Below are 12926 nucleotides of genomic sequence, written 5' to 3'. Positions count from 1 at the left end.
TTCGAGGATTTTATGTATTCAGGGATGATTCTGATATTCACGCCTTTGGTGATTGGTTACCTCCTTCCTTTCACCAATAAATCTTACTTAGATTACGTCAACCGAATCACGCATTACTTAATCTATTTTATTCTCTTTTTGATGGGTTTGAGCCTCGCGGCACTGGATAACCTTTCTAGCAACCTCCAGCTTATTCTAAAGATTGCGGCAACTTTTTTCATTACCATTGGGCTCGCAAACCTTTTAGTACTGCCTATTTTAGATAAGTATTTCCCCGTACAAACCGAAAGTACTGCTGCGAAATTACCTTTTCATAAGATGATGATGGAGTCCGTCAAATTGGTACTTGTCGTATCTTCTGGCTTGGCCATTGGCTTGTTATCGCTTTTCTCTCTCCAATGGATTGACCAAACGAGCGAAGCTGTTCTTCTATTTCTTTTACTTTTCATTGGAATCCAACTTAGAAATAGTGGATTAACTCTTAAGCAAATCTTGATTAATAAACACGGTATGCTGATCGCAGTGGCAATAATCTCGACATCTCTATTCGGCGGCTACATTGCATCTCTAATGCTTGAAATCGATCCTTTCCAAGGTATGGCCATGGCTTCAGGGTTTGGCTGGTATTCATTATCAGGTATTTTAATGGGAGACGCATTTGGACCCGTCTATGGTGGTGCTTCATTTATATTGGAGCTTGCACGCGAGCTCGTAGCACTTGCGTTAATACCAATGTTAGTCCAAAGATTTCCGTGTACCTCAATTGGATATGCGGGAGCAACCGCAATGGATTTTACTCTCCCCGTCATACAATCGACTGGTGGAATACGGTGCGTTCCCATTGCGATTGTTAGTGGGTTTATTTTGAGTTTATTGGTTCCGGTCTTAATGTTACTTTTTGTATCTTTAAGCGGAACGTAGACCAACAGTCCCCTCATATCTCAAAGAGTTAGAGATGAAACGTTTACCTCTATCAAATCAACGATTAAAATAAGGTTATTCGGGCATCAATAATTTAACAAACCCAAATAGCCTGAAGTCTGACTCTAAAGGAACTCGCAATGAAACGTTTTGCCTTCGCCCTACTTTTAGCTAGCTCATCAACATTCGTGCATGCGGATCAAGCATTGTGCTTAGAAAAGAAATACGACAATTATGTTGATGCTTCTTTGACTTGGTATGAAGACCTCGTCTCTTTTACCATTCAAGATAACCCAGCACTCACCGATGTTGGTCAATGGTTTTTGAACGGAAGAAAGAATCACTTCGAGCTCAATAGAGAGGCTGTACATTATTATTTGAGCAATGACCCTAGCAAAGTTGCTACTGAGCGACCAGTTGAGGCATGGTTAAAGCTTGAGCAAAAAGAAATTAAAGTACTTGCATCTAGAAGCGATAAACTTGGTCAACTCGCCAAAGCCACCTTCGATGATCGTCAATCTCAACCGCATTCCCAAAACTACGAATTAAGAACCGCCTTTGCTGAACTCCTAAGTCATCCCAAAAAGATCGACAGTGCTTTGAATAAGTACAACCAAAGCATCAGTAAACTAGAACAGGAACGCTGCCAATAACTCACTGGCACGTCAGGTTAAAGTTTCGCCAAACATACAAAATGGTAATAATTAAGACGGGACTTTGCGCCCGTTTTCGTTTAGATTGACCCGCTTGCAAACGTAGAAATATAAGTAAATAAGGTTATGGTATCTGAGAATAAGACAGCAGATGTAAGCTTTGAAAGTTTGCTGAAAATATTTACTGTGCCGGAAGCACCAGACTCAACACTTGGTCACATTGAAAATAAGCTATCGCAAAACTTAAATCAGTTTCTGCGAGAACATATCGTTGCTGAAGAAAAGCCTTTAGCCGATATTGAAAAGCAATTTTCTAACCCCTATTTGCCTGAACAACCTCAGTTTGTCTCTGAACACACACAAAGCTTACTGGACAATTTAGTTTCTCAATCTGTTCATACCTCGGCACCAAGTTTTATTGGGCACATGACCTCGGCACTCCCCTACTTCCTGATGCCGCTCTCTAAAATCATGATTGCGTTAAATCAGAACTTGGTAAAAATTGAAACATCGAAAGCATTTACCCCTCTTGAACGCCAAGTACTCGGAATGCTTCACGGGTTAATTTACCAAGAAACACCCGACTTCTATCAGAAATGGATGCACAGCGCGAACCATTCGCTTGGTGCTTTTTGTTCTGGTGGAACCATCGCAAATATCACAGCGCTATGGGTTGCAAGAAACAACGCTTTAAGACCAGACGGCGAGTTTACCGGTGTGGAAAAAGAGGGGATTTTCAAAGCCATGAAGCATTATGGCTATGAAGGTTTGGCTATTTTGGTATCCGAACGTGGTCATTACTCTTTAAATAAAGCCGCAGATGTCCTTGGCTTGGGAAGAGATTGTTTGGTTTCGGTTAAAACCGACAATCAAAACAAACTATGTCCGAACGATCTCGAACAAAAAATTTCCGACCTGAAGCAACGTAACATTAAGCCATTTGCTATTGTTGGGGTTGCTGGGACTACGGAAACAGGCAACATCGATCCATTGGAAGATATTGCTCGGATCAGCCAGGCTCACAATTGTCACTTCCATGTGGATGCAGCTTGGGGTGGTGCGACATTAATGTCTAATAACCACCGTCATTTGCTTAAAGGCATCGAGCTAGCGGATTCCGTGACAATTGACGCCCACAAACAGCTTTACATCCCTATGGGTGCGGGAATGGTGCTTTTCAAAGATCCAAGTGCCATGACCGCCATTGAACATCATGCCCAATATATATTGCGTAAGGGATCGAAGGATTTAGGCAGCCATACATTAGAAGGATCGCGTTCAGGAATGGCAATGCTGGTTTATTCAAGCATGCATATTATCAGCCGACCTGGTTACGAATTGCTTATCGATCAGAGTATCGATAAAGCAAAATATTTTGCTTCCCTAGTTTCCAAACAATCCGACTTTGAGCTGGTGACTGAACCAGAACTATGCTTACTCACGTACCGATATGTTCCAGAAGTGACAAGGCAAGCCCTTGAAGTTGCGAGCGATGAACAATTAGACGAATTACATGAAGCATTAAATGCGTTAACGAAGCAGATTCAGAAAAAACAACGGGAGACAGGTAAAACATTTGTTTCTCGAACTCGATTAAACCCTGAAAAATGGGGATTTAGGCATACCATCGTATTTCGTGTAGTACTCGCCAACCCACTGACTTCTGAAGACATACTCCAATCGGTTCTTCAAGAGCAAAGAGAAATTGCGTCTGAGTTGCCACAATTAATGTCTCAAGTTATTGAGCTTTCTAATAAAATACTAGAAAAATAAATCAATAACGAAAATACGCAACTCTACACACATATTTTTGAAATTTACAGAAATGAAATTTTCTTTCCGTCATTGAAAATTGATCACAATAAAATAGGCGCAAATAGTGCTATTTGAGCGATTTCTCCAACAACAGGATTTCGGAACTGAAATTAAGTTTGAGGCTTGTCATATTATAGACATTTAATTCCCAAATTGCGGGTCTTTTAGTCAACCAACAGACCACCTTAGTTTATACTCGTCTGTATAAGCCATTGACCATCAGCGATCATTCTGACTCGCTCCTTGTGGGTCCCATTTTTCAGAATAAATGGAAAGATCAAGTCAATGAAGATGTTCTCTATACCTTTGTGAACGCGATGAATACATTAGAAAAAATACAGAAAAATTTGGAGAACTTCAGCAAGTCTGAACGTAAAGTTGCCGAAGTGATCATGGCATCTCCTCAAACCGCCATACACTCTAGTATTGCGACGCTTGCAAAAATGGCAGACGTTAGTGAACCTACCGTTAACCGATTCTGTCGTCGTCTGGATACCAAAGGTTTCCCAGATTTTAAACTTCACTTAGCTCAAAGTTTGGCGAATGGTACGCCTTATGTAAACAGGAATGTCGAAGAAGACGACGGTCCCGATGCCTACACGCATAAGATTTTTGAATCGACTATGGCGTGCTTAGATGTTGCCAAAAATAGCATTGACTCAATGCAAGTTAACCGAGCTGTAGACCTTCTTACTCAAGCAAAACGTATCTCGTTTTTCGGTTTAGGCGCTTCATCTGCTGTTGCGAAAGATGCACAAAACAAATTCATTCGTTTTAACATCCCAATCAGTTGTTTTGAAGACATTGTGATGCAACGTATGAGCTGCATCAACTGCACAGATAACGACGTTATTGTTCTGATTTCTCATACTGGTCGAACAAAGAGTTTGGTTGAAATTGCCAACCTCGCCCGAGAAAATGGCGCGACCGTTATAGCGGTTACAGCAAAAGATTCGCCACTTGATCGCGCTTCATCACTGTCTATTTCATTGGACGTGCCAGAAGATACGGATGTTTATATGCCGATGGCGAGCCGTGTTGTCCAAATGACCGTGATCGATGTTCTTGCTACTGGCTTTACCTTGCGCCGCGGATCTGGGTTTAGAGAAAACTTAAAACGTGTCAAAGATGCTTTGAAAGATTCACGTTATGACAAAATAGCGCAATACTGAGTCTTAACTGAATTGCAGAACCAAACGCAGTGACAGTTGTCTTTTTCTAGCAACATCTATCTATTTAAAGCGGAGCCTTATGGCTCCGTTTTTATTCTTCCCTTTCGAATTTATTATCTAAGGTTCGTTGACTAAACGCTTCTATGCTATCTGTTTGTGAAGCACGATCTGTTTGTGAAACCCGATCTGTTTGCGAAACCCGATATTGCTCAGAGGTCCGGGTAATAGGGTGAGGAATCGCTCCCGTACATGGGCATACTTTTGACAATATGTAGATCAGCCGATCGTAATTAAGCGGTATAGGGTTACCTTTGATTGCAACGGTACGCAGCGCATCTTCCGCCACTTGCTCAAATGAGGTGTTACAAACTCCAAAAGTAGAAAGCTTAGGCAGATTGAGTTTGTCGAGCATCGCTCGAACCCAAATCACGCTATCTTCTACATGCGCATCATCTTGTGCGGTTACGATCTGAGCAATTTTTTTGTAGCGGGATAAAATATCTTCTCGCCCAAGCTGTTCTGCTGCATGAATGTTCTCCAGCATAACGTAGGGCGCTAATTGCGCAGTGATTACGCTATGAGGCGCTTTTAGTTTTCCACCTAAAGCAAATGCCAATCCATGGGCGGCACCTAACTTAGCATTGGTGGTTGCCATCCCACCCAACATTGCAGCAAAAGAAATGTCGGAGCGCGCTTCAGGGTGGTCATCTAAACATGCAGGTAAAATTGCACCTGAAAGTCTTCGTAACCCTTCTTCACAAATCATATCCGTAAGCGGATTCGGATCACCACACACGTACGCTTCCATTAAATGGGTAAAGGCATCCATAGCGCCTCTCCCTGAGGTTTGTGCCTCAGTCCCATGCGTTAGTTCAGGATCTACAATAGCAAGATCCGGCAGCATATCAGGGCTTCGTAAACTCACTTTTACTCTATCTTGCCCAGAGCGAAGCACTGCATTTTTGGTCACTTCCGCACCAGTACTGGCAGTGGTTGGGATCGCAATAAAAGGAATGGGTTTCGATTTTAAAGGTACATCTCGACCAACCACTTCAACGTAATCGTAAAGATTACCTTGGTTTGGAATAATGGCTGCTAGCGCTTTCCCAGTATCAATCACGCTGCCGCCACCAATCGCTACCACCATGTCTGGGCGAAACTTCCTTCCTTGCACAGCGATCTCTTCAATCATCGCAATAAAAGGCTCACTTGAAATGGCGACATGATGAAAACGGATAGATTGCGAATTAAAATATTCAATGATAGGTAAAGCACGATTTCGATCTTCACCAGTAACAAGCAGAGCACTGTAGCCGTATTGAGAAATGGCAGATAAAGACGATGCGAGCGCACCTTCACCAAATACGATTTTTGTCGAAGTCATAAATTGAAACATGCAACCACCTTGAAAAATGCATAGTTTGAGCAGAGTGCCCTAGAGCACCGACTTGAACATTGATTTGCTTCAACTCCCCCTCATTAATATTAAGCTTAGACGTTAGGCAATCGATTTTGACATCCCTTCGAATCAATCCATATTAGCTCGATGGCATAAATTGATCTTTGCCGAAAATCACAACTGTACTCCATAAAAAATTGATAGGTAGTACCTATTGAAGTAAATGGTTTTCCAAGCTTTATTTCCCTAGCCTATTCAGGCATAGTGGCACCATTAGAACAAAGGAGAAGAATATGTTTGTAGTGATTTTTGGTCGTCCTGGTTGCCCTTTTTGTGTGCGTGCAAAAGACCTTGCTGATAAATTGAAAGAGGAACGTGACGACTTTAACTACCGTTACGTTGATATCCATGCAGAAGGCATCAGCAAAGCTGACCTAGAAAAAACCGTAGGTAAGCCAGTTGAAACTGTGCCTCAAATTTTCGTCGACCAAGACCACGTAGGTGGGTTCACCGAATTTGAAGCATACGCAAAAGAAAACTTGGGTTTATACGATTAATCCCAAGACTCTGATTTTATTAAAATACAGCTCGCACAAGCGGGCTGTATTTTTTTATCTGAACAACGCGTAAAAATTTAGTCAAAAAAGCGAACAAATCCCTTATTCCCTTTGACACTTTCAGTTACACTTCACATTCCTTTTCCATTCCGTCACAGCGATTCCGAGTTAAAGAGCAGTGAACATCGATATCGTCACGTTATTAGAGCAAAACCCTATTTTGCTTATCTTCGTCGTGCTTGCCATTGGGTTAGGCATCGGCAAAATTCAATTTGGTCGTATGCAATTAGGCAGTGCCATTGGGGTATTGATCAGTGCCATACTCATGGGCAACCTTGGTTTTTCCTTCAATGCCGACGCATTAACTATTGGTTTTATGCTGTTTATATTTTGTGTTGGTATAGAAGCAGGACCGAACTTCTTTGGTATTTTCTTTCGCGACGGCAAGCATTATTTTATTTTGAGCCTTACCGTTCTCAGCTCCGCACTCGCCATAACGTATTTTGTGAGCAGTTATCTTGAGCTTGATTTTGGATTCTCTGCCGGAATGATGGCAGGCTCTTTAACATCTACGCCTATTTTAGTGGGTGCTCAAGATGCATTGAAAACAGGCTTAGCCACTGTACCGTCAGATATCACAATGGATAAAGTGCGTGAAAACCTCTCTGTTGGGTATGCCATTGCCTATCTGGTTGGCTTAACCAGTATGATTTTAATGGCTAAGTTACTCCCCAAATTTCAAAGACAAAACCTTCATGATTCGGCCACGCAAATTGCCCAAGAACGAGGGCTAGATACATCTGCCCAGAGAAAAGTATATTTGCCCATTATTCGAGCCTACCGTGTTGGTACAGAATTGGTGGATTGGACAGATGGGAAAAACCTAAGGGAGTTGGGTATTTATCGCCAAACTGGGTGTTACATTGAGCGTATTCGACGAAATGGAATCCTAGCCCACCCTGATGGTGACGCTATCCTGCAGCAGGGAGACGAAATCGCATTAGTTGGCTACCCCGACAGCCACGCTCGACTGGACCCAAGCTTTAGAAACGGTAAAGAAGTGTTTGACCGTAATCTATTGGATTTGCGTATTGTTGAAGAAGAAATCGTCGTTAAAAGCGACAGCATCGCCGGTAAGAAGCTATCCGATTTAAATCTTTCCGAATATGGGTGTTTCTTAAACCGAGTGGTACGCGCACAAATTGAAATGCCAATGGATTTAAATATCGTACTTGCGAAAGGAGATATTCTGCAAGTGAGTGGAGAAAAAAGTCGGGTTATGGGGCTTGCAGAGAGAATCGGTTTCATCTCTATTCACAGCCAGATGGCCGACTTATTGGCATTTTGTAGCTTTTTTATACTTGGTATTTTGTTTGGTTTAATCACCATGACATTTGGGCAGGTGACTTTCGGGCTAGGAAATGCCGTTGGGCTTTTACTCTCTGGGATTACTCTGGGATTCCTACGTGCTAACCACCCTACTTTTGGCTACGTTCCTCAAGGTGCTCTGAACATGGTCAAAGACTTGGGCTTAATGTTCTTTATGGTAGGCATTGGTTTAAGTGCTGGTGACAGTATTGTTTCTTATATGTCGAAAGTGGGGCCGCAGATATTGGGCGTAAGTTTACTAATAAGCGTAATTCCCGTAATGATTGCTTATCTAGTGGGCGCTTATGTGCTGAAAATGAACAGAGCACTATTAATTGGTGCCATTGTTGGCGCAAGGACGTGTGGCCCGGCAATGGATGTCGTCAATGAGCAAGCTAAATCTACGATTCCCGCTCTGGGCTATGCGGGCACTTACGCTATCGCCAATATTTTGATGACTCTGGCTGGCACCTTCTTGATCATCATTACGTAATGGTTCTACATTTTCTGTAAAGACATAAAAAAGGCGCTCACTGAGCGCCTTTTCCATTAATACACTACAACCAGTTAGATGTCTTGAACGTCGAACTCTACCAGTGGGTTAACATCGGCTTCGTAGTCAACACCTTCACAACCAAAACCGAATAACTTCAAGAACTCTTCTTTGTACTCAGCGTAGTCAGTCAGCTCTTTCAGGTTCTCTGATGTGATTTGTGGCCAAAGCTCACGGCAGTGCTTTTGAATATCATCACGAAGTTCCCAGTCATCCAAACGCAAGCGGTTTTTGTCATCCACTTCTGCTGCAGAACCATCTTCTTTGTATAAACGCTCGCTGAACATACGGAAGATTTGTTCCATACAACCTTCATGAACACCTTCTTCACGCATCTTCTTGAACACCATTGCAATGTACAGCGGCATAACAGGAATAGCGGAGCTTGCCTGAGTTACAACTGACTTAAGCACAGCAACATTTGCGCTGCCACCTGTGGTGCCTAGTTTCTCATTTAACGCTGTCGCTGCACGGTCAAGGTCCATTTTCGCTTTACCTAGCGCGCCATCCCAGTAAATAGGCCACGTTAGCTCAGTGCCAATGTAGCTGTATGCTACTGTCTTACAACCTTCAGCCAAAACACCGGCTTCTGATAGTGCTTGGATCCATAATTCCCAATCTTCACCACCCATTACTGTCACGGTATCTTTAATTTCCTGCTCAGTAGCAGGCTCAACACTCGCTTCAATGATTAGGTCTTTATTTGTATCAACCGCCGTAGACGTGTAAGTATCGCCGATAGGCTTTAGAGATGAGCGGATCACTTCACCTGTATCAGGAAGCTTACGTACTGGAGAAGCCAGTGAGTAAACCACCATATCGATCTGACCTAAGTCTTCCTTGATCAGATCAATTGTCTTTTGTTTTGCTTCATTTGAGAATGCGTCGCCATTTAAGCTTTTTGAGTACAAGCCTTCTTCTTTCGCTAGCTTGTCGAACGCAGCAGAATTATACCAACCGGCTGTTCCTGGCTTTTTCTCTGTGCCTGCTTTTTCGAAAAACACACCAATGGTTGATGCACCACCACCGAAAGCAGCGGCAATGCGTGAAGATAGGCCGTAACCGCTTGAAGAACCAACAACGAGCACGCGCTTAGGGGCATTTTTGATAGGACCTTGTGCTTTCGTATATTCGATTTGTTCTTTTACGTTTGCTTCACAGCCAACTGGATGTGTAGTGGTACAAATGAAGCCACGAATTCTTGGTTTGATGATCATATTCATTTCCCTTTAAAAAACGTTGCTAGGATAAAAGTTTACACACCGTTTCGCACCTAATTTCTTACAAAATGCGAAAGTGGTTGGAGCTGTTTGATCAAAAAAAGCGCTGCATTTCTGCAGCGCTTTTCTAATACGAGATAATTCTACGCTTACGCGACGCTATTTAGCGAAACCTCATTCGTTTTGTGAGTACGCGTTTCGACCAAATCATGGCTAAAGTGATCTACTTGGATTGCCATGTAGCGAAGTTTGTCTGCGCTTAAGATTTCGTCCACTTCGACTTTGTTCAAAATCTTATGCTCGAGTGCTTGCTCCAGTCGAACATTGAGTGGGGCTTTCTTGTCGATTTTGCCTTCTCTTATGCCTTGGATGACCTTGCGCTCATGACCTCTTACTTTGTACATAGCCATGAATGCATTTTCCATTAAACCAACAGGATCGTCGTTTTCTTTACCGACATAACAGAGATGAGTTAGGCGATCTCGATGGGCTCCTGGGGTCATTAGGCTGTTCGCAATCGCAACAGCATTATCATCCGCTGCTTTCTTGAATCGGTTCCCCAGAGGGAAAATCAAGAAGTTAAGGAACTTGCCCGCAACTTTAGACGGGAAGTTTGAATATGCTTCTTGCAACGACTGAGCGGCATGGTGAAGACAATGATTCATGGCGTAATGGACGTAATCCAAATCTGACTGCTGTCTACCGTCATCCTCGTATTTTTTCAGTACTGCTGAACCGATGAATAAATAGCTAAGGCCATCTCCCAAACGGGCGGAGATCATCTCTTTTCTCTTGAGTTCCCCACCCAGTGTCAGCATGGCAACATCAGCACTGATAGCCAAGGCACGGCTTAAGCGAGTCATGTGTTGGTAATACTCTTTTGTTTCGCCGCTCATAGATGCAGAAACAAACTTGGAACCGGTTAGTGCAGCACCAAAAGCGCCAAAGGCATTCTTAGTTGCATGACCTATGTGTTTGAAAAGCAAGTCATCAAACTCTTTCGCTCCTTCATTGGTATCTGGATTCGCTGCTGCTTCCATTTCCTTCAATACATAAGGGTGGCATCGTGTTGCACCTTGACCAAATATCATCAGGTTGCGGGTCAAAATGTTAGCGCCTTCCACTGTAATAGCTACTGGAATACCCGAATAGTGATGCGCTAGGTAGTTCATCGGTCCCGTTTGAATCGCACGACCTGCGTGAATGTCCATGGAATCGTTCAGAATATCCCGCGCAATTTCTGTCATGTGATATTTGGCGATAGCGGTAACAATCCCTGGTTTTTCCTTCATATCCAGTGAGGTTGTCGTTAGTGTGCGGGTGGCTTCAAGAAGGTAAGTAAGCCCCCCAATTCGGCCCATGGCTTCCGCTACACCTTCGAACTTACCAATTGACATACCAAATTGTTTACGGACGTATGCGTATGCACCCGTCGTACGCGCAGATAAGTGCCCTATCGATGTGCCAAGGGCTGGTAATGAAATACCACGCCCCGCAGAAAGGCATTCCACCAGCATCCGCCAGCCCTTTCCGGCATATTCAGAACCACCGATCAACCATTCCATAGGAATAAAAACATCGTTTCCACGAGTCGGTCCATTCATAAACGCGAGACCGAGTGGATCATGGCGCTCACCCAATTCCACGCCTTTATGATCAGCTGGAATTAGCGCACACGTAATGCCCAAATCGGGGTTATCCCCAAGCAGACCATCTGGATCTTTAAGCTTAAATGCTAGACCCAATACCGTCGCGACCGGTGCGAGAGTAATGTAACGCTTGTTCCAGCTAAGTCGAATACCTAGTACTTCTTTACCATCATGTTCGCCCATACAAACTGTTCCCTGATCAGGTATACCACCTGCGTCAGAGCCCGCTTCAGGGCCAGTTAAAGCGAAACAAGGAATATCACGACCATCAGCCAGACGCGGCAACCAGTAGTCTTTTTGTTCCTGTGTTCCGTAGTGCGAAAGCAATTCTCCGGGGCCAAGTGAATTTGGCACCATCACACACACTGCTGCACTGATGCTCTTCGTGGCAATCTTGGTCACAATAGTTGAATTAGCTAACGCTGAGAATTCCCTTCCACCATACTCTTTGGAAATGATCAGCGAGAAGAATCGCTCCTTCTTCAAATACTCCCAAACTTCATCAGGAAGGTCTCGATCGTGCCTGACGATTTGGTCATCATTCAGCATCGAGAGCAACGTTTCTAATTCATTATCAACGAAGCTTTGCTCTTCATCTGTCAGTTCGGGTTTAGGGTATTGATGCAACATATGCCAATTTGGGGAACCGCCAAACAGTTCGCCATCCCACCATACGCTGCCCGCTTCCATTGCCTCTTTTTCGGTGTCAGAGAGTGGTGGAAGCACTTTTTTGAAGAATTTGAACGCAGGGTCACTGACCCATTTTCTTCTTAGTTGTTTTAGAGAGCTCATGTTTCAGTCCTTTTGTTTCTTTATATAACTGATATTTATTTTTATTGGTTAGGTTCTGGTGACCTTTTTAGTTTACGGCAACGCCTGCCGCTAAATAGGGTATGAGTTGATCAATGATGGCTTCTGAGTCCACCTGTTTGTCAAAATCATTAAAAGCAATTTCGGCTAAAGCTTGGCTTGAAGCCATAGTGAATACACACGTTCCTAGAGTGAAGTGTAGCCGCCAGAAAAGTGTTTCAGGAGTCAGAGAAGGGTTCGCTTTACTAACCGAAGAGGTAAATTGAGTTAATACTTCGTCATAACGCGTGGTAATGAACCAACGTAAGTGCCCCTGTACATCAGTATACCCACGCCCAATCAATGACATGAAACGGCTCGCACCGTTCGGACGAAGTGTGTTTAATGAAAGAAGCGGTTGTTTTAATGTTTGGAAGACCTCTTCCATTGAATAGTCAGTAGCTTGATTTAACTCAGATAAGGCCTTACCCAAGGCAGGCATAAAAGCCTCTAGATATCTGTTGAGCACTGCTCGTACTAAGGTTTTTTTGTCTCCAAAATGATAATTAACAGAAGCTAAGTTCACGTTCGCTTTACTTGTTATGGTTCTTAACGAAGTATCATTAAAGCCATGTTCAGCAAAGAGCGCTTCTGCAACATCTAAGATTTTGTCTTTGGTTTTATTCTTTGCACTCATTTCAATCACTCGTATTAAACGCTTGTTTGAAAATATACTCCTCTACAACTTATTTAACAAGGCGATAACATCACAAATCCATCACCTCATCAGTAACCACTTTTAGAAACTAGAAAAAATTTTAAAAATAATT

Annotated in this window: 10 protein-coding genes; 6 read left to right on the top strand and 4 right to left on the bottom strand. The window is 43.1% G+C overall.

All coding sequences use genetic code 11. The features are described 5' to 3' along the window. Positions 1-12 precede the first annotated feature (12 nt). From VPNCDNU1_RS13285 to VPNCDNU1_RS13270, 4 genes are all read left to right on the top strand, one after another. Positions 13-921, top strand: a complete 909-nt coding sequence (locus tag VPNCDNU1_RS13285) for a lysine exporter LysO family protein (protein ID WP_104400755.1) — start codon at positions 13-15, stop codon at positions 919-921. A gap of 140 nt (positions 922-1061) precedes the next feature. Further along, positions 1062-1574 carry a hypothetical protein gene (locus VPNCDNU1_RS13280; protein ID WP_104400754.1) on the top strand — a complete coding sequence of 171 codons (513 nt, stop codon included), beginning with the start codon at positions 1062-1064 and terminating at the stop codon, positions 1572-1574. 126 nt (positions 1575-1700) lie between these two features. Continuing rightward, positions 1701-3347, top strand: coding sequence for a pyridoxal-dependent aspartate 1-decarboxylase PanP (gene panP / locus VPNCDNU1_RS13275; RefSeq protein ID WP_104400753.1), 1647 nt, complete (start codon positions 1701-1703; stop codon positions 3345-3347). A 359-nt stretch (positions 3348-3706) separates the two neighbouring features. Continuing rightward, the gene (locus tag VPNCDNU1_RS13270) at positions 3707-4561 is read left to right on the top strand and encodes a MurR/RpiR family transcriptional regulator (protein WP_101114979.1); all 855 of its coding nucleotides are present in this window, start codon (positions 3707-3709) and stop codon (positions 4559-4561) included. A gap of 91 nt (positions 4562-4652) precedes the next feature. Here the strand turns inward: VPNCDNU1_RS13270 and VPNCDNU1_RS13265 are convergent, their stop codons facing one another. Next, positions 4653-5957 carry an iron-containing alcohol dehydrogenase gene (locus tag VPNCDNU1_RS13265; RefSeq protein WP_104400752.1) on the bottom strand — a complete coding sequence of 435 codons (1305 nt, stop codon included), beginning with the start codon at positions 5955-5957 and terminating at the stop codon, positions 4653-4655. 296 nt (positions 5958-6253) lie between these two features. Between VPNCDNU1_RS13265 and VPNCDNU1_RS13260 the strand changes: the two genes are divergently transcribed. Together VPNCDNU1_RS13260 and VPNCDNU1_RS13255 are read left to right on the top strand one after the other, a co-directional pair. Next, the gene (locus tag VPNCDNU1_RS13260; RefSeq protein WP_101114977.1) at positions 6254-6517 is read left to right on the top strand and encodes a GrxA family glutaredoxin; all 264 of its coding nucleotides are present in this window, start codon (positions 6254-6256) and stop codon (positions 6515-6517) included. 178 nt (positions 6518-6695) lie between these two features. Next, complete coding sequence (locus VPNCDNU1_RS13255) at positions 6696-8378, top strand: aspartate:alanine antiporter (protein WP_104400751.1); 1683 nt, start codon at positions 6696-6698, stop codon at positions 8376-8378. Positions 8379-8452: 74 nt separating this feature from the next. Here the strand turns inward: VPNCDNU1_RS13255 and fabV are convergent, their stop codons facing one another. The 3 genes from fabV to VPNCDNU1_RS13240 all read right to left on the bottom strand — a co-directional run bounded on the left by fabV (position 8453) and on the right by VPNCDNU1_RS13240 (position 12793). Continuing rightward, positions 8453-9655, bottom strand: a complete 1203-nt coding sequence (gene fabV, locus VPNCDNU1_RS13250) for an enoyl-ACP reductase FabV (RefSeq protein WP_104400750.1) — start codon at positions 9653-9655, stop codon at positions 8453-8455. Positions 9656-9807: 152 nt separating this feature from the next. Beyond that, positions 9808-12099 (bottom strand): acyl-CoA dehydrogenase, encoded by a 2292-nt coding sequence (locus tag VPNCDNU1_RS13245; RefSeq protein ID WP_104400749.1) that lies wholly within the window; start codon positions 12097-12099, stop codon positions 9808-9810. A 67-nt stretch (positions 12100-12166) separates the two neighbouring features. Further along, positions 12167-12793, bottom strand: a complete 627-nt coding sequence (locus VPNCDNU1_RS13240; protein ID WP_104400778.1) for a TetR/AcrR family transcriptional regulator — start codon at positions 12791-12793, stop codon at positions 12167-12169. Between the last annotated feature and the right edge of the window lie 133 nt (positions 12794-12926).

This window comes from Vibrio penaeicida (genome assembly GCF_002933855.1).
GTDB lineage: Bacteria > Pseudomonadota > Gammaproteobacteria > Enterobacterales > Vibrionaceae > Vibrio > Vibrio penaeicida_A.
This window is presented reverse-complemented; position numbering and strand designations above follow the sequence as displayed.

Excerpts from the sequence above, each read along its gene's own strand:
- VPNCDNU1_RS13285 (WP_104400755.1), top strand. The coding sequence starts at position 13 with ATGTATTCAGGGATGATTCTGATATTCACGCCTTTGGTGATTGGTTAC.
- VPNCDNU1_RS13280 (WP_104400754.1), top strand. The coding sequence starts at position 1,062 with ATGAAACGTTTTGCCTTCGCCCTACTTTTAGCTAGCTCATCAACATTC.
- panP (WP_104400753.1), top strand. The coding sequence starts at position 1,701 with ATGGTATCTGAGAATAAGACAGCAGATGTAAGCTTTGAAAGTTTGCTG.
- VPNCDNU1_RS13270 (WP_101114979.1), top strand. The coding sequence starts at position 3,707 with ATGAATACATTAGAAAAAATACAGAAAAATTTGGAGAACTTCAGCAAG.
- VPNCDNU1_RS13265 (WP_104400752.1), bottom strand. The coding sequence starts at position 5,957 with ATGTTTCAATTTATGACTTCGACAAAAATCGTATTTGGTGAAGGTGCG.
- VPNCDNU1_RS13260 (WP_101114977.1), top strand. The coding sequence starts at position 6,254 with ATGTTTGTAGTGATTTTTGGTCGTCCTGGTTGCCCTTTTTGTGTGCGT.
- fabV (WP_104400750.1), bottom strand. The coding sequence starts at position 9,655 with ATGATCATCAAACCAAGAATTCGTGGCTTCATTTGTACCACTACACAT.
- VPNCDNU1_RS13245 (WP_104400749.1), bottom strand. The coding sequence starts at position 12,099 with ATGAGCTCTCTAAAACAACTAAGAAGAAAATGGGTCAGTGACCCTGCG.
- VPNCDNU1_RS13240 (WP_104400778.1), bottom strand. The coding sequence starts at position 12,793 with ATGAGTGCAAAGAATAAAACCAAAGACAAAATCTTAGATGTTGCAGAA.